Annotated in this window: 15 protein-coding genes; 5 read left to right on the top strand and 10 right to left on the bottom strand. The window is 71.4% G+C overall.

The features are described 5' to 3' along the window. Positions 1-2: 2 nt before the first annotated feature. Positions 3-656 (bottom strand): biotin transporter BioY, encoded by a 654-nt coding sequence (locus tag AC1DUE_RS09945; protein ID WP_477039238.1) that lies wholly within the window; start codon positions 654-656, stop codon positions 3-5. Positions 657-816: 160 nt separating this feature from the next. On the opposite strand from AC1DUE_RS09945, the gene abc-f reads away from it, so the two are divergent. Next, a complete protein-coding gene (gene abc-f, locus AC1DUE_RS09940; RefSeq protein WP_477039237.1) occupies positions 817-2415 on the top strand; it encodes a ribosomal protection-like ABC-F family protein in 1599 nt (532 codons plus the stop codon). 59 nt (positions 2416-2474) lie between these two features. On the opposite strand, the gene AC1DUE_RS09935 is transcribed toward abc-f, so the two are convergent. The 4 genes from AC1DUE_RS09935 to AC1DUE_RS09920 all read right to left on the bottom strand — a co-directional run bounded on the left by AC1DUE_RS09935 (position 2475) and on the right by AC1DUE_RS09920 (position 12003). Then, entirely contained in the window at positions 2475-10079 is a 7605-nt protein-coding gene (locus AC1DUE_RS09935) for a choice-of-anchor D domain-containing protein (protein ID WP_477039236.1), read from the bottom strand. A gap of 327 nt (positions 10080-10406) precedes the next feature. Next, on the bottom strand, positions 10407-11396 hold the full coding sequence (locus tag AC1DUE_RS09930; protein WP_477039235.1) for an SURF1 family cytochrome oxidase biogenesis protein: 990 nt from the start codon (positions 11394-11396) through the stop codon (positions 10407-10409). Then, positions 11393-11635 (bottom strand): hypothetical protein, encoded by a 243-nt coding sequence (locus tag AC1DUE_RS09925; protein WP_477039234.1) that lies wholly within the window; start codon positions 11633-11635, stop codon positions 11393-11395. The genes AC1DUE_RS09930 and AC1DUE_RS09925 overlap by 4 nt, the downstream gene beginning before the upstream one ends. After that, entirely contained in the window at positions 11632-12003 is a 372-nt protein-coding gene (locus AC1DUE_RS09920) for a DUF3099 domain-containing protein (protein ID WP_477039233.1), read from the bottom strand. Before AC1DUE_RS09920 ends, AC1DUE_RS09925 begins: the two co-directional genes overlap by 4 nt. A 164-nt stretch (positions 12004-12167) precedes the next feature. Between AC1DUE_RS09920 and fabG the strand changes: the two genes are divergently transcribed. The 3 genes from fabG to AC1DUE_RS09905 are packed head-to-tail and all read left to right on the top strand — an operon-like array spanning position 12168 to position 14278. Further along, on the top strand, positions 12168-12902 hold the full coding sequence (gene fabG, locus AC1DUE_RS09915) for a 3-oxoacyl-ACP reductase FabG (protein ID WP_477039232.1): 735 nt from the start codon (positions 12168-12170) through the stop codon (positions 12900-12902). 40 nt (positions 12903-12942) lie between these two features. Continuing rightward, positions 12943-13710 (top strand): enoyl-ACP reductase FabI, encoded by a 768-nt coding sequence (gene fabI / locus AC1DUE_RS09910; protein ID WP_477039231.1) that lies wholly within the window; start codon positions 12943-12945, stop codon positions 13708-13710. A gap of 46 nt (positions 13711-13756) precedes the next feature. Beyond that, entirely contained in the window at positions 13757-14278 is a 522-nt protein-coding gene (locus tag AC1DUE_RS09905) for a SixA phosphatase family protein (RefSeq protein WP_477039230.1), read from the top strand. Between the two features lie 27 nt (positions 14279-14305). Here the strand turns inward: AC1DUE_RS09905 and serB are convergent, their stop codons facing one another. Continuing rightward, on the bottom strand, positions 14306-14962 hold the full coding sequence (gene serB, locus AC1DUE_RS09900; RefSeq protein WP_477039229.1) for a phosphoserine phosphatase SerB: 657 nt from the start codon (positions 14960-14962) through the stop codon (positions 14306-14308). A gap of 39 nt (positions 14963-15001) precedes the next feature. After that, entirely contained in the window at positions 15002-16246 is a 1245-nt protein-coding gene (gene glgC, locus AC1DUE_RS09895) for a glucose-1-phosphate adenylyltransferase (protein WP_477039228.1), read from the bottom strand. A 112-nt stretch (positions 16247-16358) separates the two neighbouring features. Between glgC and glgA the strand changes: the two genes are divergently transcribed. Next, on the top strand, positions 16359-17585 hold the full coding sequence (glgA, locus tag AC1DUE_RS09890; protein WP_477039227.1) for a glycogen synthase: 1227 nt from the start codon (positions 16359-16361) through the stop codon (positions 17583-17585). 3 nt (positions 17586-17588) lie between these two features. Here glgA and AC1DUE_RS09885 read toward each other — a convergent pair whose 3' ends face one another. From AC1DUE_RS09885 to AC1DUE_RS09875, 3 genes are all read right to left on the bottom strand, one after another. Further along, positions 17589-18074 (bottom strand): pyridoxamine 5'-phosphate oxidase family protein, encoded by a 486-nt coding sequence (locus AC1DUE_RS09885; protein WP_477039226.1) that lies wholly within the window; start codon positions 18072-18074, stop codon positions 17589-17591. 93 nt (positions 18075-18167) lie between these two features. Then, on the bottom strand, positions 18168-18674 hold the full coding sequence (locus AC1DUE_RS09880; RefSeq protein WP_477039225.1) for a hypothetical protein: 507 nt from the start codon (positions 18672-18674) through the stop codon (positions 18168-18170). Positions 18675-18778: 104 nt separating this feature from the next. Next, positions 18779-19567 (bottom strand): hypothetical protein, encoded by a 789-nt coding sequence (locus AC1DUE_RS09875; RefSeq protein WP_477039224.1) that lies wholly within the window; start codon positions 19565-19567, stop codon positions 18779-18781. Positions 19568-19630 lie beyond the last annotated feature (63 nt).

Genomic DNA, 19630 nt, shown 5'->3' with positions numbered 1-19630 from the left:
GGTCAGCGGCGGTTGCGCAGCATGTCGGGGAACGCGCGGAAGATCGCCAGCGCCACACCGGCCGCGGCGAGGTTCTTGATGACGTCGCCGGGCCAGTAGACGACGTCGATCGCGAGCGCCTCGCGGAACGTGATCCCGAGGACCCCCATGAGCCCGGCGATGCCGGCCGGGTGGATGCTCAGGAAGCTCGCGGCGAGTCCCGCGACCACCAGGGCGACGTAGCGCCACACCCCGGCGTACCGACGGACGCGGTCGACGGCGCGCAGGCCCAGGGTGGCGAACAGGCCGGCCAGGACGGCGGCTACCGGGAACGCGAGCAGGTAGCCGACCGACGGCTTGCTCAGCACGGCGACGCCGCCGGTGCCCTCGGCGAAGATCGGCAGGCCGATCAGCCCGAGCGCGAGGTAGAGCAGGACGGCCAGCCCACCGCGGCGCCAGCCGAGCACGAGACCGGCAAGGATGACGCCGAAGGTCTGCAGCGTGATCGGCACGCCCGACGGCGTCGGGATGCCCGGCAGGATCGCGCAGACGGCGATGAAGGCGGCGAAGCTCGCGATGAGCGCGACGTCGGTGGCGGCTGAGGAACGGGCGACCGGGACGGCCAGCGGCGCGGCATCGGTGAGTGCGGGTACGGCGTTGTCAGGTGTGTTGGCCATGGCTAACCCCTTGATCGTCGTCGATGGGTGGCGGGAGAGCCCGCGGTGACGGCTGTGTCCTGCGACTCAGCGACCGGCGACAACGCTAGCCGCACGTAGACTTGCTGGCGTTTGTGCCGGCGACCAAGAGCCGCACGGCGAAATCGGAGGAAACCGTCAAGTGATCACCGCCCAGGCTGTCGAGCTGCGCATCGGCGCACGTGTGCTGCTCGAGGAGTCGTCGTTCCGCATCGCGGCCGGCGACCGGATCGGTCTGGTCGGGCGCAACGGTGCCGGCAAGACCACCCTCACCAAGACCCTCGCGGGCGAGACGCAGCCGACGGGCGGCCAGATCGTCCGCTCCGGCGACGTCGGCTACCTGCCGCAGGACCCCCGCACGGGCGACCTCGAGCAGCTCGCCATGGACCGCGTGCTCAGCGCCCGCGGTCTCGACGAGATCGTGCGCTCGCTGCGCGCCACCGAGACCGCGATGGCCAGCGAGGACGACGCGGTCCGCGAGAAGGCGATGGACAGGTACACGCGCCTGGACGCGCGGTTCAGCGCGGCCGGAGGGTACGCCGCCGAGAGCGAGGCGCACCGGATCGCGTCGAACCTCGGCCTGGACGAGCGCGTGCTGAGCCAGACGATCGGGACGCTCTCCGGTGGTCAGCGCCGCCGGGTCGAGCTCGCGCGCATCCTGTTCTCGGGCGTGGAGACCCTGCTCCTCGACGAGCCGACCAACCACCTCGACGCCGACTCGATCATGTGGCTGCGCGACTACCTCAAGGGGTACTCGGGCGGTCTCATCGTCATCTCGCACGACGCCGACCTGCTGCGCGCCGTGGTGAACAAGGTGTTCCACCTGGACGCGAACCGTTCCCAGCTCGACCAGTACGCCCTCGGCTGGGACGCGTACCTGCAGCAGCGCGAGACGGACGAGAAGCGCCGCCGCCGCGAGCGCGCCAACGCCGAGAAGAAGGCCTCGACGCTCATGGCGCAGGCCGACAAGATGCGCGCCAAGGCCACCAAGACCGTCGCCGCGCAGAACATGGCGCGCCGGGCCGAGCGGCTGCTGTCGGGCCTGGAGGCCGTGCGCGCGTCCGACAAGGTCGCGCACCTGCGGTTCCCCGAGCCCGCCGCCTGCGGCAAGACCCCGCTCACGGCCGCCGACCTGTCCAAGACCTACGGCTCGCAGGAGGTCTTCACCGGCGTCGACCTGGCGATCGACCGCGGGAGCAAGGTCGTCGTCCTCGGCCTCAACGGCGCCGGGAAGACGACGCTGCTGCGGATCCTCGGCGGCGTCGAGCAGTCGGACACCGGTGAGGTCCGGGCGGGGCACGGCCTCAAGCTCGGCTACTACGCCCAGGAGCACGAGACCCTCGACCTCGAGCGGACCGTCGTCGAGAACCTCAAGTCCGCGGCGCCGGACCTGACCGAGACCCAGGTCCGTGGGGTCCTCGGCTCCTTCCTGTTCTCGGGCGACGACGCCGACAAGCCCGCCCGCGTCCTGTCCGGTGGCGAGAAGACCCGCCTCGCGCTCGCGGCCCTCGTCGTCTCGTCGGCCAACGTCCTGCTCCTCGACGAGCCCACGAACAACCTGGACCCTGCCTCCCGCGAGGAGATCCTCGCGGCCCTGCGCGGCTACTCCGGCGCGGTCGTCCTGGTCTCGCACGACGAGGGCGCCGTCGCCGCGCTCGACCCCGAGCGCGTCCTGCTGCTGCCCGACGGCGACGAGGACCTGTGGAACCCGTCGTACCTGGACCTCATCGCCCTGGCCTGACCCGGACATGACGAACGGCCGGCGCCCCGCGACGGGGCACCGGCCGTTCGCGTCCGGCGCTAGTTCCTCGTGATGGTGAAGTTCGGGCAGGTGTTGACGATGTCGTGCGAGTTGTTCGTCATCACCAGGTTGGTGAACGTCACCGCGCCGATCGCGGGCCCCTGACCGGGCTCCGGGAGGGCGTTGCACCAGACCGCGTTCCCGGCGCGGCCCGTGAGGTTGAACGACGACGCGGTTGCGTCGACGTTGCTGCCGTCCGGCCGGGGCTCGTTCGCCCGGTCGACGGTGATGTTGGTCAGCACGGTGTCGGCGACCGGGTTGGTCGCGCTCGACCCGACGTACTTCGTCTGGAACATGATCCCGTCGTAGGTGGGATCGACGATGTCGACGTTGCTGACGCGGATGCCGGTGAACGCACCGTCACCGGAGTTGAGCCAGAGGGCCGGGAAGACCTGCTGGCCCCAGAAGTGACCACCCGACCGGACGATCGAGATGTTGTCGAACGTCGTCGTCCCGCTGAAGCCCACGAACGGGATGCCGAAGTTGATCGACGAGATCGTCACGCCCGGGTAGGTGAGCATGTCCGCGGCGTACAGGTTGCGGAACGTGTTCGCCGTGCCGCCGTAGATCGCGAAGCCTGCGGCACGCCACGTGAGGATCGCCGTGAGGTTCTCGTACAGGTTGTTCGAGACCGTCCCGGCGTGCACGTCCTGGGCGTTGAACAGCGCGAAGCTGTCGTCACCCGTGGCGTGTGCCGCGATGTTGCGCAGCACGTTGCCCGAGCTGTCGTTCGCCAGCGTGATGCCGTCGGCGAACGTGTCGTCGATCCGGTTGTTCGTGAACGTCGAGCTGTCCACGTTCTGACCCCAGACCATCACGACCGTGTGGGCGACCCACACGTTGTCGATCGTGATGTTGGTGACGTTCGTCAGCCCGAACACCTGACCGGACCCGTCGGTCCGGCTGGTGGTGTTGCCGAAGACCGCGAAGTTCCGGAACTGCGAACCCGTGGCACCGGCCCCGTTGGGCGTGAAGCCGACGTCGGTGTTCTCCTGGCCCTGCGGCGCGTAGAGCCGCGTGAACCACGGCCCGGCACCGACGACCTGCAGCGGCTTCTGGCCGATCTGGAACTTCTGCGACACCTGGTAGTCGCCCGCCGGCATGTAGATGCCGGTGGCCGTGGCGCTCTGGTTGGCCGTGTTGAGGGCCGCCTGGATCGCCGACTGGTCGAGGCCGCTGACCGTCACGAGGTGCGTCGGGTCAGGGTTCGCGATCGGCGTCGCCAGCTCGAGCTGGACGAAGTCGACCGTGATGTCCGCGCCGGTGGTGTTGCGCACCGAGAGCGAGGCACCCGCCGGGACGGTCGTGGACAGGACCACGTTCGCCTCGTCGTAGATGTGCCGCGGGCCGGTGCCCGAGTTCTGCGGCGAGGCCTCGGCCCCGTACAGCCACGCGTACTTGGACACCAGGTTGACCGTGCCCACCTGGGTCGAGCCGTTGAACACCCCGAGCGTCGTCGTGGTGCCGTCCGGGATCGAGAAGCGCACGTCGATCGTGTTGGTCGCCGCTCGCGTGGTCCAGGACACCGCCTTGCCGGTGCCGTTCAGGCGGACGGCCTTGCGGCCGGACGCCTCGCCCGCGAGGTCGCCGATCGTGCGGTTGGGTCCGACCGTGGTCGCCCCGCCCGCGAGCGTGCCGTCCTCCGCCTCGTAGGAGTCGTACGGCATCGATGCGCCACGGCCGGCCGAGAGCTGCTGGACCGCGGTGTTGTTGGCCTGCTTGACCGCGAGTTCGGCAGAGTCCGCGGCGACCGTGGTGGTCACCGTGTACTTGCCGTTGACCGCGGTCCAGGTGCCGGCCGTGACGTTGACGCTCGCCCCGGCCGCGATGACGCCCGAGGGAGCCGTCGGGGTGAGCGTCTTGACGACGGCACCCGTCTGGTCCTTGATCGTCACCGTCACGCCGTGCGCCGCGGCGCTCGACGGCTGGTTGCCCTGGTTCTTGACCGTCGTCGTGAAGGTGACGGTCTGCCCGCCCGAGGGCGAGCCGGGCGACCACGCGGTCGTCGCGACGAGGTCGGCGCTCTGCACGGCCGCCACGGTCAGTGCCGGGCCGCTCGCGCTGTTGTTCGCCTCGCTCTGCTCGACGATCGCGTTCCCCTCGTCGACCACCGCCGACGTGGCGTAGGTCCCGGCCGTCTGCGGGCCGGCGTTGAACGAGACCGTCGCCGAGGCGCCGGCGGCGAGCGAGGCGACGTTCGCCGTGCCCACCTTCGTCGTGCCGAGGTAGAAGCTCACCGTGCTCGCCGCGGCCGTCGCCGTGCCGATGTTGGTGACCTTCGCGCTGAGCGTGACCGAGTCGGTCTCGATCGGGCTCGCCGGGCTGGAGGCGACGTTGCTGACCGCGAGGTCCGGGTTCGGGGCGGGGACGCCCAGCACCTGGAGCTCGGCCACCTGGCCGCCGGACGCGCCGGAGTTGTTGGTGAACGACAGGCGGACGTCCGCCGCCGTGGCGCTCACCGGGATCGTGACGACGTTGTTGCCCTGCGTGAAGGTGTACGTCGCCGACGCCTTGATGGTCGTGTAGGCGCCGCCCGCCTGGTCCCGGCCCTCGATGGAGAAGGTCTGGGTGCGCGTGCCCCAGGCCGGGTCGGGGTTGAGCCTGACGACGACCGACGAGACGTTGACGTTCGCCCGCATGGCCACGTTCAGCCAGGACGGGACCGCACCCTCCCAGTAGGTGGCGAGGTTGCCGTCGTTCGCGTTCGCCGCGACGAACGTGAACGTGTCGGACGACGAGGTCATCGTCTTGCCGGCCGCCTGGTCCGTCGCGGTGCTGGTGCCGCCCGTGCCGGACAGCGGCACGGTGAGCGTGCTGTTCGTCGCGGTGCTGGAGAACGTCAGGCTGCCCGTCCGGGTGCCCGCCGCCGTCGGCGTGAAGGTGACCGTCGCCGTGCAGGTGCTGCCCGCGCCGAGCGTGGTGCCGCAGGTGGTGGTCCGGCTGAAGTCACCGCTCGCGGTCACCCCGGTGATCGTCGCCGAGGCGCCGCCGGTGTTGGTGAACGTCACGCTCTGGGTGGCGCTGGACGAGCCCACGGCGGTGGCGCCGTAGGCCAGGCTCGTCGGGTTGGCGGTGATCGTCGCCGTCGAGGCGGGGTTGCCCGTCCCGGAGAGCGCGACGGCCAGCGTCGGGTTGGTGGCGTTGCTCGCGACCGTCAGGGTGCCCGTGCGGGTGCCCGTCGCGGTCGGTCGGAACGTCACGGTGACGGTGCACGAGGCACCGGCGGCCAGCGTCGCGCCGCAGGTGGTCGTGTTCGTGTAGTCGCCGCTGACCGAGACCCCGCTCAGGGAGGCCGCGGCCGTGCCGGTGTTCGCGACGGTCACGGTCTGCGTGGCCGACGACGACCCGACCGTGGTGCCGGCGAACGTCAGGCTCGTCGGGTTGGCGGCCAGGGTCGCCGAGGTGGGCGCCGTGCCCGTGCCGGTGAGCGCCACCGTCACGGACGGGTTGCTCGCGTTGCTGGCGACGGTCAGCGTGCCGGTGCGTGAACCGGTCGCCGTCGGGCTGAACGACACGCTCGCCGTGCACGACGCACCGGCGGCCAGGGTGGCGCCGCAGGTGGTCGTCCGGGCGAAGTCGCCGTTGAGCGTGACGCCCGAGACGTTGGCCGAGGCACCGCCCGTGTTGGTGATCGTCACCGTCTGGGCGGCGCTCGTCGCGCCGACCGTCGTGCTGCCGAAGGCCAGGCTGGTGGGGGAGGCGGCCAGCGTGGCCGTCCCCGTGCCGCCGGGACCGTAGACCTCGACCTCGGAGAGCTGGCCGGCCGGCCAGCTCGAGTTGGCGGTCACGTTGACCCGCACGTACCGCTGGGACGTGGCCGCGAAGGTCACGTCGGCGGAGTTGCCGCTGCCCGGCAGGAACTGCGCGACCGCGGACGGCGACAGGGTCGTCCAGGTCGAGCCGTTCGTGCTGCCCTGGATGGACACCGTCTCGTTGCGGGCGCCCCAGGTCGGCGGGATCTTCAGGGTGACCTTGCTGATCGACTGCGCCGATCCGAGGTCCACCTGCACCCATTGCGGGAACGCGTTGTTGGCGCTCTCCCAGTAGGTGCTCGCGTTGCCGTCTGTGACGTTGCCCGACGGGTAGACGTCGTTGTGTGACGACTCGCTGGTGGGCTTGTTCAGCGCCAGGTTGCCGGTCGCTGTCCCCGCGCCCGTGCCGGTGAGGGCCACGGTCGTCGGGCTGTTGGCGGCGTTGCTGTTCACCGTGACCGAGCCGGTGCGCGCACCGGTGGCCGTCGGCTGGAACGTGACGGCGACCGTGCAGGTCGCGCCCGCGCCGATCGAGCTCCCGCAGGTGTTCGTCTGCGAGAAGTCGCCGGTCGCCGAGACGCCCGAGACCGCAGCCGCGGCCCCGCCCGTGTTCGTGATCGTCACGTTCTGGGCGGCGCTGGCTGCGCCGACCGTGGTCGAGCCGAACGTCAGCGACGACGGGCTCGCCGAGAGCGACGCCGTCGCGACGGACGTGCCGGTGCCGCTGAGCGCGACCGTGGTCGGGCTGTTGGTCGCGTTGCTGGTGACCGTGAGCGTGCCCGTGCGGTTGCCCGTCGCGGTCGGTGCGAACCGCACCGAGACGGCGCACGAGGCCCCGGCGGCGAGCGAGGTCCCGCAGGTGTTCGTCTGCGAGAAGTCGCCGCCCGCCGTGACGCCGGAGATCGCCGCTGCGGCGGTTCCCGTGTTGCTGACCGTCACGGTCTGGACCGCGCTCGTCGTGCCGACCGTCTGGCCGGCGAACGAGAGCGAGCCGGGGTTGGTCGCGAGCACGGCGGACGGGGTGACCGTCCCGCTCGGGAACACCTGCAGCTCGGAGACCTGACCCGCGGGCCAGCCCGAGTTGGCCGTGATGTTCACGCGCACGTACCGGGCGCTCGTCGCCGGGATCGTGATCGCCGCCGTGTTCGGCGTCGCGTCGGCCGGGTTGAACGTGTAGGTCCCGGACGTGACCGTGCTGAACGAGGTGCCGTTGGTGCTGGTCTGCACCGAGAGCGTCTGCGTACGCGTCGCCCACGCCGTTGCCGGCGGCAGCTTGAGCGTGACCTTGCCGATGCTTGTCGCAGCGCCGAGGTCGACCTGGAGCCACTGCGGGAACGCGCCGTTGACGCTCTCCCAGTAGGTGCTCGCGTCTCCGTCGACGGCCTTGGCCGCCGACTGCGTGCTGTTGGTCTCGCTGCTCGCGCTCGCGGTCTTGCCCTGCGCGATGTTGGTGTCCGTGCCGACCGCCGCACCCGACAGCGCGACCGTGGTCGGGCTGTTGTTGGCGTTGGACGTCACGGTCAGCGTGCCGGTGCGGGTGCCCGAGGCGGTCGGCTTGAACGCCACCGTCACCGTGCACGAGCCGCCGACGGCCACGGACGCGCAGGTGTTCGTCTGCGTGTAGTCGCCGGTGACGGCCACGCCCGAGACGCTCGCCGCGGTGGTGCCCGAGTTCGCGACCGTCACGACCTGGGTCGCGCTCGTCGCGCCGACGACGGTGCTGCCGAACGTGAGCGTGGCCGGGTTGGCGGACAGGATCGGACCCGGTGCGACGCCGGTGCCGGACAGCGGGACGGCCGTGGTGCTGCCGGCCGCGGTCACGGACAGGTTGCCCGAGCGGGCGCCCGCGACGGTCGGCGAGAACTTCACCGAGACCGTGCACGACGCACCGGCGGCCAGGGAGGCGCCGCAGGTGTTCGTCTGGCTGAAGTCACCGGTGACCGCGATCGTGCCCACGGTCGCCGACGAGGTGCCGGTGTTGGTGACGGAGACGGCCTGGGCCGCGCTCGTCGCCCCGGTGGCGACCGACCCGAAGCTCACGGCCGCCGGGCTCACGCTGATCCCGGAGATGTTGTCCGGGAGGTAGGGCGGGAGCGTCGGGGTGGGCCACGGGCCGCAGTAGGGCGTGCCGAAGATGCCGGAGTTCCCGCCACCGTCGGTGAGCGTGAACTGGTTGCTGCAGGCGTAGATCGACGACGGGCCCTGCGTGCCGGTCGCGGTGCTGTTGGTGATCGTCGCGGCGCCCGCCACCTGCTCCTGCACGACGAACGTGCCGGTGTTCTGGATGGTCGCGTTGTTGATCTTGACGTTGCTGATGTTGGAGCCCGAGACGAACTGGATCGCCTCGTACGGGCTCTGCTGGATCAGCAGGTTGTCGACGTTGGTCAGGCCCGACATGGTGCCGTCGCGCGCGTCGAACCACAGGGCGCCGACGCCGAACTGCCAGTTCGGGTCGACGTTGCCCGAGCGGATGATCGTGTTGCGCAGGACGTCCGTGCGGCCGAGCCTCGTCGACGCGAACCGCTGCCCGACGTGGATGCCGCCGCCCTGGGACAGGCCCGCGTCGATCACGCGGTTGTCGGAGACGACGTTGTCGTGGCCGCCGTAGATCGCGATGCCGTTGGCCAGGATCGGGTACTGGACCGTGTTGTGGTCGAACGAGTTGTTCACGTCGGCGTTCTGCTCGGCCCACGTGGCCAGGCCGTCGTCGCCCGCGTTGCGGACGTCGCTGTTGGTGACCCGGGAGTTCGTCACGCCGTTGTGGAAGTTCACGCCGTCCGCGTTGAAGTTGCGCAGCCGCAGCCCGGTCATCACGAGGTTGTCGAACGGTCCGTCCATCCACGCGCCGACCTTGGTGTGCTCGATCCACACGCGGTCGACCGTCGAGTTGGTCATGGCGCCGCCGATGCCGTTGACCTGGTCGGCGTCGTTGCGCTCCTGCACGTTCCCGAAGATCGAGAAGTCGGCGAGGTGGACGTTCGTGCTCGGGTTCGGCGCGTAGTTGCCGTAGAACCCGATCCGGTCGCCCGTGGTCCTCGAGTGCCACATGCCGGCGCCCTTGATCGTGACGTTGTTCACGATGATGTGGTCGATGATCTTGAAGGTGCCCGCGGGGATCCAGACCGTCCCGCCCGCGCCGGCCGCCGTGATGGCCTGCTTCATCGCGTTCGTGGAGTCGGCGACCCCGGTCGGGTCCGCGCCGAAGGTCGTGATCGAGACCGACCCGGCGGGCTGCGTCAGGGGCGCGGCCACGTTCTCGAAGTCGGCGAAGTCGATCGTGTACGACGAGGCCGAGGAGTCGGCGTCGACCTGCAGCCGGAACGTGGTGCCGGCCGGGTACGTCTGGCCGAACAGCCGGTTCACCTCGTCGTAGAAGTGGTGGTGGTTGTTGCTCGGCTGGTTGGAGAACGGGTAGCTCGAGTAGAAGTGGCTGTAGGCGTTGGTGAGCGTGAAGTTCGCCTGCTTGGCCCCGTTGACGTAGAGCGAGATCGGCGCGGTGTACGCGGCGCCGTTCGAGGAGTCCGGGATGCTGTAGCGGAAGACGATCGAGTTGGTCGCCGTCGGCGTCGTGAACTCGACGTACTTGCCCTGCCCGCTCAGCGTGACGGCCTTGCGGTAGGAGGCCTCGCCGGGCAGCGTGTTGTACTCCGCCGACGGGCCGATGATCGTCCCGTTCGTGCTGGCGTTCTCCGCCTGCACCTCGACGTACGGCAGGGTCGCGCCGACGCCGCCGGTGGCAGCCGCGGACGCGGCCGTCCCGGTGACGGCGACGAGGCCGGCTGCGACGACTGTCGCACCGGCCGCGAGGACCGCGACATGGCGTCGTCCTCGATGGGTTCGCATGGCGAACATGGGAGCTCACTCTCGACAGGGTGGGAAACGCGGGTCTGAACACCGCCGGTCGACCCTCGGCCGTCGTTGGCGCGGGGGTGAGGTCACCGAGTGAGGGCTCGGGTCGGGGCGGAGGCGACGCTGCCTCGCAGACTCCACGCGTCCGTGGAGAGCGCTTGGTCCGTGCTGTTTGTCATCGGCTGTATGACCGATTCGGTAGACCGTAGCGATCCGGACACATCGGTGCAAGAGGACGATAATCGACTGCAAGTTTCGTTGCGATAGGCCGGAAAATTGGCACTTCTTGCGTTCGACGGTGCCGTGGGAGCGTGACCGTGGCGAGCGGGGTCAGTCGGTGGAGCGCTGGTCGGACGCGGCGAGCTGCGCGTCGATCAACGCGTCCTCGGCGTCCTCGTCGCGGCCGCCTCGGCGGTGCGGCACGTCGGGGTCGAGCGCGGAGCGCCGCGGTGCGGGGCGCCGCCGTGCGGGCCGCGGGTCGTCGCGGGTCGGCCAGAGCACCGGACCGTCGCCCTGCGGTGCCGACGGCTCCTCCTCCAGCGGCGGGGCGTCCTCGTACCGTGCCTCGAGCAGCTCCCGGCGCGCCATGGACAGGAACGCGACCAGGCCACCGATGGCGAAGAGCCACCACTGGAACGCGTACGACAGGTGCGACCCCGGGTCCTTGCTCGGGGCGGGCAGCGGACCGAGGACGGTCGCGGGGGCGGGGGACTCCGCCGTGAGGCCGCCGTACGCCTCGAACGTCGGCGCACCGGCCAGGTCGCTCTCGGCGAGGACCTGGCCCACCGCGATCGCCTGGACCTGGCCCGCCGGCGCCGMGCGGGTCGACGCCGGCTCGCTCTCGCGCAGCTTGACGGTCACGGTCACGGTGCCGGCCGGCGGTGCGGGCGGGTCCACCTCGGCGGCGGACGTCTCGCCGGTGGCCACCCAGCCGCGGTCCACGACGAGCAGGGAGCCGGCCTGGGTGGGCTCCGAGGCGGTGCCGACGGACGCGTCCTCGACGGCGAACGGGACGAGCACGTGGTAGACGGCGTTGCCGCCCACGGGACGGTTGCGCAGCAGGACGGTCGCGTCCGGCTCGTAGTGCCCGACCACCTCGACCTGGCGCCACACGTCCTGCGGCGCCAGGGGGGTGTCGGTGGTCGGCAGGACCTCGTCGAGCGGGACCGGGTCGGCCTTCTCGTTGGCCTCGACGACCGCGATCGCGTGGTCGCGCCACACGTGCCGGTTCCACTGCCAGCGGCCGAGGAACGTGCAGGCGACGGCGACCACCAGAGCGACGACCACGAGCCCGGCGGCGCGGCGGGCCGCGGGGCTCATGTCGCGTCGACCCGTTCGAGCGTCGACGCGGGCACGACGTCGCGCAGGAAGTCACGGACCCCGAGGAACTGCGACAGCGGCTCGCGGTGGTCGTCGCACGCGAGCCACACCTTGCGGCGCTCCGGGGTGTGCAGCTTCGGGTTGTTCCAGAGCAGTCCCCACGTCGCCGTCGCGCGGCAGCCGCGGGCGCTGCAGATCAGCTCGTCGACCGCGTCCGGGACGGGTCCCAGCAGGCTCACGCGTCCGTCTCCGGACCTCGGCCGTTGGTCGGCGCCGGCCCCAGCCCACCCGCGCTGCCCGGGCCGCCGCCGATCTCGCGCGGGCCCAGGTAGGCCGCGCCGTCGTCGTCGCGCTCGCGTCCCGCGTTGGCGAACAGGACGGCGATGTAGGGCAGCACGACCGCCAGGACGATGAGGATGAGCGAGGCCCACATCGGGATGTGGTTCCAGGTGAGCACGGCGAGCAGGAACGCGAACACGCGGATGGTCATCTGGATCAGATAGCGGCTCTGGCGCCGCGACATGTCCGCAGCCAACGGCTCCGGGGCGGTGGTGATCCGGTGCACCTCGCCCTCGGGGGCGTCGCGGCCACGACGGTTGCTGCTCACCACCTGATCGTAGTCCGGTCCTGCCGGGGTGCCTCGCCCGGGCGCCGCGGCAGCCTGAGGCTTTCTCAGGCTCCCGTCTTGTGCAGGTCCCACAACACCGCCCGACGAACATGGGGGCGGGCGGTGCCGTGACGTGGGGCGGACGTCGGATAGCGTCGTGTCCCGTGCCTGAGACTTCCGACAACACGACCACATCCGCCCGCAGCGTCCTCGTGACGGGTGCGAACCGGGGGATCGGCCGCGCCATCGCCGAGCGGTTCGTGGCGAACGGCGACAAGGTCGCCACCATCTACCGGTCCGGTGACCTGCCCGAGGGCGTGCTCGGCGTCGTCGGCGACGTGCGGGACACGGCCAGCGTCGATGCCGCGTTCGCCGAGATCGAGGCCGCGCACGGTCCCGTCGAGGTGCTCGTCGCGAACGCCGGCGTCACCCGCGACCAGCTGCTCATGCGGATGACCGACGAGGAGTTCGACGCGGTCATCGACGTCAACCTCACCGGCTCGTTCCGCTGCGCGCGCCGTGCGAGCAAGGGCATGATCCGGCTGCGCCGCGGACGCATCATCTTCATCTCCTCGGTCGTCGGCCTCTACGGCTCGGCGGGCCAGGTCAACTACGCGGCGTCGAAGTCGGCCCTGGTCGGCATGGCACGCTCCATCACGCGTGAGCTCGGCGGGCGCGCGATCACCGCGAACGTCGTCGCCCCGGGCTTCATCGACACGGACATGACGCGCGCGCTGCCCGAGGAGCGCCAGAAGGCCTACCGCGACTCCATCCCGCTGGGCCGGTTCGCCCAGGCCGACGAGGTCGCCGGCGTCGTGGAGTTCCTCGCCTCGGACGCCGCCGCGTACATCTCGGGCGCGGTCGTCCCGGTCGACGGCGGCCTCGGCATGGGCCACTGACCACTCACGAGCTCGTACGGAACTAGAGAACGGAACGCACATGGGTCTGCTCGACGGCAAGACACTCCTGGTCACCGGCGTCCTCACGGACGGCTCGATCGCCTTCCACGTGGCGCGCCTCGCGCAGGAGCAGGGAGCGGAGGTGCTGCTGACCTCGTTCGGCCGCCAGTTCCGCCTCACGCAGGTGATCTCCCGCCGCCTGCCCAAGCCCGCGGAGGTGCTGCAGCTCGACGTGACGAACGCCGAGGACCTCGCCGCGCTCGAGGCGCGCGTCCGCGAGCACGCCGACCACCTCGACGGTGTCGTGCACTCCATCGGCTTCGCGCCGCAGTCGGTCATGGGCGGCAACTTCCTGGCCGGTGAGTGGGACGACGTCGCGACGGCCCTGCAGGTCAGCGCGTACTCGCTCAAGTCGCTCGCCGTGGCGACGCAGCCGCTCCTGACGCGCGGCTCCGCGGTCGTCGGGCTCACGTTCGACGCGCGCTACGCCTGGCCGGTCTACGACTGGATGGGCGTCGCCAAGGCCGCGTTCGAGTCGACGGCCCGCTACCTGGCTCGCGACCTCGGCCCGGAGGGCATCCGCGTCAACCTCGTCTCGGCCGGACCGATCCGCACCACCGCCGCGAAGTCGATCCCCGGCTTCAACACGATGGAGGAGGGCTGGTCCGACCGTGCCCCGCTCGGCTGGGACGTCAGCGACCCCGAGCCGACCGCGCGCGCCGTGGCCGCCCTGCTGTCCGACTGGTTCCCGGCGACCACCGGCGAGATCGTGCACGTCGACGGCGGCGTCCACGCGATGGGTCTGTGACCGTCGACGCGTGCGCCGATGCGTTCGATGATGGGACGCTGAGCCGGTGACGCCCGAGCCCGCCACCCGGAACCTGGTCCTGCTCCGCCATGCCAAGGCGGAGCATCCGGAGCGGATGGCGGACATCCAGCGGCCCCTCTCGCTGGTCGGGCGCCGCCAGGCCGGTCGCGTCGGCGCCGCGCTGGCTGCGGACGGCATGGTCCCGGACCTCGTGCTCTGCTCGTCGAGCGTGCGGACGAGGCAGACCTGGGACCTGGCCCGGTCGACCCTGGGGGCGACGCCGGAGGTCCGGTTCGACGAGGGCATCTACTACGCGGGCGTCAGCGAGGTCCTGGAGGTCGTGCAGGGGGTTCCCGACGCGGTGCGCACGCTCCTGGTCGTCGGCCACGAGCCGACGATGTCGCACCTGGCGACCGCCCTCGCGGGTCCGCACTCCGACCCGACGACGCTGGCGCGCGTGCGCGTCGGCGTGCCCACGGCGAGCTGGTCGCTGCTGACGGTGGACACCGGCTGGGCCGGTCTCGGGACCGGCGGCGCGACCCTGCGGCACCTGACGCTCGCCGAGTAGGGCGAACCCGGACCGACGGCCGGAGCGTCAGGTCCGGAAGACCGGGAGCTCCAGGACCGCGTCGAGCCGGTCGCGCACGACGGCGTCCGCGGCGTCGCAGAGCAGCGGCTTGGCGTTGTACGCGATGCCGAAGCCGGCGGCGGTCACCATGTCGATGTCGTTCGCGCCGTCGCCGATCGCGATCGTGCGCGTCATCGGCAGGCCGACGCGGGCGGCGTAGTCGCGCAGGGTCACGGCCTTGGCCGCGCGGTCGACGACGTCACCGCTGACCCGCCCGGTGAGGCGGCCGTCGAGCACTTCGAGGCGGTTCGCGTGGGTCAGGGTGATCCCCAGCCTCGCGGCGAGCGGGGCGACGATCTCGATGAAGCCGCCCGACACCAGCCCGACGGGCCAGTCGCGCGCGGCCATCTCGGCGATCAGCTCGACGGCACCCGGTGACAGCTCGACCTCGTCCAGGACGTCGTCGAACACCGAGACGGGCAGACCGGCGAGCGTCGCGACCCGCTCGTGCAGGGACGCCGCGAAGTCGAGCTCGCCGCGCATCGCACGCTCGGTGATCTCGGTGACCATCTCCTCGGAGCCGGCGCGGGCCGCGAGCATCTCGACCACCTCGCCCGTGATGAGCGTGGAGTCCACGTCCATGACGAGCAGCCGGCGGCCGGGGGTGAGGTCGGGAGAGGTCACGGGCGCGAGGGTAGTCGGTCCCGGCCCGTGCCCGTCCGGTCAGTCCGCCTCGATGACCGCACCCTTCGGCACGACGGTGATGCCCGACTCGGTGACGGTGAACCCGCGCGCCAGGTCGTGCTCGTGGTCGAGGCCGATGCGCACCCGCTCGGGGATCACGACGTTCTTGTCGACGATCGCGCGGTGGACCTGCGCGTACCGGCCCACCTCGACGTCGTCGAACAGCACCGAGTCGGTGACCTGCGCCCACGAGTGGGCACGGATCCCCGGCGACAGGATCGAGCCGCTGATGGTGGCACCGGAGATGAGCACGCCCGGGGAGACGATCGAGTCGGCCGCGTGGCCCAGTCGCCCCGCGCCCGCGTGCACGAACTTGGCGGGGGCCAGCGACGTGTAGCCGTTGTAGAGCGGCCAGGCGTTGTTGTAGAGGTTGAACACCGGCTCGATCGAGATGAGGTCGATGTTCGCCTCGTAGAACGCGTCGATCGTCCCGACGTCGCGCCAGTAGTTGCGGTCGCGCGGCGTCGAGCCGGGCACGTCGTTGCGGATGAAGTCGTAGACGCCGGCCGTGCCGCGCTCGACGAACCAGGGGGCGATGTCGCCGCCCATGTCGTGCCGCGAGTTCACGTCCTCGGCGTCCGCGGTCACCGCGGCGACGAGCGCGTCGGCGTTGGCGACGTAGTTGCCCATCGACGCGAGGATCTCGCCGGGGGAGTCGGCCAGGCCGACCGGGTCGGTGGGCTTCTCGCGGAAGCGGGCGATGCGGGTCGGGTCGTTGGGGTCGACCTCGATGACGCCGAACTGGTCGGACTCGTCGATCGACTGCCGGATGGCTGCCACCGTGAACTCGGCGCCCGACGCGATGTGGGCGTCGACCATCTGGGAGAAGTCCATGCGGTAGACGTGGTCGGCGCCGACGACCACGACGATGTCCGGCCGCTCGTCGTCGATGATGTTCAGGCACTGGTAGATGGCGTCGGCGCTGCCCAGGTACCAGTGCTTCCCGACGCGCTGCTGCGCCGGGACCGCGGCCACGTAGTTGCCCAGGAGCGAACTCATGCGCCACGTCTGCGCGACGTGGCGGTCGAGGCTGTGGGACTTGTACTGGGTGAGCACGATCACGTGCAGGTACCGGGAGTTGATGACGTTCGACAGGGCGAAGTCGACCAACCGGTACAGCCCCCCGAAGGGCACCGCCGGCTTCGCTCTGTGTGCCGTGAGGGGCATCAGGCGTTTGCCTTCCCCACCTGCGAGGACGATAGCGAGGACGCGCGGCGCTGCCATGCCTCGACCCTAGGCCCCCGTCGCGGTCCCAGCGAGGCCAGGCGCCGCTCACGCGCTAGCGTGTCGCGAGAAGAGCCGGTCGTCGGTGCCGGTGGGCGAGGGGATGGTTCGCGTGCGTGTCGATCTGCTGACCCGGGAGTACCCCCCGAACGTCTACGGGGGTGCCGGCGTGCACGTCGTGGGCCTCACCCGCGTGCTCGCCCGCTCGATCGACGTCCGGGTGCACTGCTTCGACGGTCCGCGCGACGAGCCGGGGGTGTCGGGCTACTCGGTGCCCGCCGACCTCGCCACGGCGAACGCGGCCCTCCAGACGTTCGGCGTCGACCTCGAGATGGCCGACGCCGTCGGGCACGTCGGTGCCGACGGGGTCGCCTCCGACCTCGTGCACTCGCATACCTGGTACGCGAACCTGGGCGGCCACCTGGCGGGGCTGCTGAACGGGATCCCGCACGTCGTCACCGCGCACAGCCTCGAACCGCTGCGGCCGTGGAAGGCGGAGCAGCTCGGCGGCGGCTACGCGCTGTCGAGCTGGGCCGAGAAGACCGCGTACGAGGGCGCCGCGGCCGTGATCGCCGTCAGCGGCGGCATGCGCGAGGACATCCTGCGCTCGTACCCGTCGGTGGACCCCTCCCTGGTCAAGGTCGTGCACAACGGGATCGACCTCGACCAGTGGCAGCGGCCGACGGGCGACGAGGCCCTGTCCCGCGCGGACGCCACCGTCCGTGCGCTCGGCATCGACCCGTCCCGGCCGTCGGTCGTGTTCGTCGGCCGGATCACGCGGCAGAAGGGCCTGCCGTACTTCCTGCGCGCGGTCGAGCTGCTGCCCCCGGACGTGCAGGTGGTGCTCTGCGCCGGTGCACCGGACACGCCCGAGATCCTTGCCGAGGTGACCGGCCTGGTCGACGTGCTGCGGACGAAGCGCACCGGCGTGGTGTGGATCGAGCAGATGCTCCCGCGCGAGGACCTGATCGCCGTCCTCTCGCACGGCACGGTCTTCGCGTGCCCGTCCGTGTACGAACCCCTGGGCATCGTGAACCTCGAGGCCATGGCCGTCGGGCTGCCGGTCGTCGGCACCGCCACGGGCGGCATCCCCGAGGTCATCGACGACGGGGTCACCGGACGGCTCGTACCGATCGAGCAGCTGCAGGACGGCACCGGGACGCCCGTGGATCCCGCCGCGTTCGTCGCGGACCTGGGTGCCGCGCTCACCGACGCCGTGAGCGACACCGCGCGGACGGCGCAGTGGGGCCTCGCGTCGCGCAAGCGCGTCGAGGACCACTTCTCGTGGGAGGCCGTCGGCGACCGCACGCTCGAGGTCTACCGGGCAGCGCTGGCCTGACGCTCAGGACCCGCGCGCGGCCAGCTCCTGCAGGAACGCCGGCATCCGTCCGACGCCGAAGTCGTAGTAGCGCGCCCAGGTGGGCCTGATCGCGATCCGTGCCATCTGGTCGTACATGCCGCGGACGCTCTTCTCGAACTGCGCCGCGGCCTCCGGGTCCATCGACTTCCGGCTGGCGGCGAGGTACTCGGGGACGACCCCGTCGACGATCCGGATGCTCGCCGTCCCGCGCACGGACAGCGCGCGCGCCCCCGACGGCGTGTCGCCCCGGTCGATCGTCAGGGCGACCTCGGGTCGCGACGACAGTGCGGCGACCTTGGGTGCCGTCGACGCGGTGGAGACGACGAACTCCTCGCCCGTCCAGAAGAAGCCGACCGGGACCACGCGGGGCGTGCCGTCCTGCGCCATGTAGGCGAGGTGGGCCTCCGAGGTCGAGTCGACGAGCTCCTGAGCGTCGGAGAGCTCTCGGTCGATGTCGTTCTGCTGCATCACTACCTCCAGCACGTCAGGCTACGAGCGCCGCCGCCGCAGCGCTCGTCGCGACCCGTCGGGCCGTCGGGCTCGCGGAGTGCACCGGTCGCGTCACCCGGTCACGCGGCTCCGGCTCCAGCTCCACTGGACGTCCTGCAGGCCGGCGAGGTTCTCCTCGGTACGCGGACCGGTCGGGTTCGTGAAGTCGTCCGGGGGAACCGTCGCGAGCGCACCCGCGACCACCGCGTCCGCGAGGCTCCACGATCCGGGGAAGTCGTAGGAGCTCTCGCGCGTGCGCTGGTACTGCCAGCACCGGGCGACCATGATCGCCTGCCGGGCGTCCATCGGCGAGACCTCGCGGAAGGTGTAGCCGGCCAGCCGAGCGGCGTAGACCGCGGCCTCGGCCTCCAGCTCGGACCGTTCCTCCGCGTCGAGCTCGTCCCACTCCTCAGGATCGCCCAGGTAGCGGCCGACCACGGTCTGGACGTTCTCCTCGAGCATCGTGCGACCGATCTCGGTGGAGTCCCGCTGGGCGACCCCCGGGTAGTTCGGTGCATAGCGACGGACGGCCGTCACCAGGTAGTCGATGTGGTCGGTACCGACGACGAACGAGCTCATGAGCATTCCCCCTGCGGTGTCGGGCCGGCCCTCGCCTGGCCACAGGTCCGCACGGTAGACGTCCGCACGGCATCGCGGGAGGACGTCACCCGACCGGAGCAGGGTCAGACCGAGAGCGTCGTCGCCGCCGCGCTCATCGCCCGGCGGGCCATCCGGTCCACGTCGCGCAGGGCCGTCGAGCGCTGGTCTGCCTGCCAGAGGTTGACCGCGGCGCCGTCGTCCTGGGCGGCCAGCGAGACGATGGCGCGCAGGCGGGCGGCGCTCGTCAGCACGCGCACGGTCCGCCCGTCGATCCCGTCGGGCAGGCGCCACGACGGGATCCCGATGTCGCGCAGCGCCGCGATCGAGTGTGCGGCGTCCTCGCGCCAGCGCGCCACGTCGAGCCGCTGCAGGGCCTCGGTCGCCTGCAGGAGCCCCTGCCGCAGGTCGCGCTCCGCCTCGGCGAGCGAGCCGGTGGTGCCGTGGACGGCGTGCCGCCAGTCGGAGACCTCGGTGACCTCCCAGGTGACCAGGTGGCCCGGCTCGAGGTCCGAGCCGAACCGCTCCACCACCGGGACGGCGACGACGCACGTGCGGGCGGTGCGCACCAGCACGGCCTCGCCGGCGTCGGTCGCGGCGGCGCTCACCACCGCCGGCGTCGCGCCGAGGTCGCCGGGCGCGGGCAGCACCGTGGCGGTCTCGCGCGGCCCGGGTTCGAGCGCGTCGAGGAACGAGGTCAGCGGCTCCGTCGTGACGTCGTCGCGGACGGGGTCGTCCGCGGCCGGCTCGTAGCGCACCGTGTGCGGTTCGTCGTCGGACTGGACGGCGTTCAGCAGGGGTCCGCGACCGGCTCCGTCACCGCCGAGCCACAGGGCCAGCAGGACGGAGCGAGGCAGCTCCAGGGCAACGTCCACCGGACAAAGGTAGGACAGTGACAGAACCCACGGGCGCGCGGCCCGTCGTGACGCCCGGCGACC

This window comes from Cellulomonas sp. P4_A2 (assembly GCF_056402515.1).
This window is presented reverse-complemented; position numbering and strand designations above follow the sequence as displayed.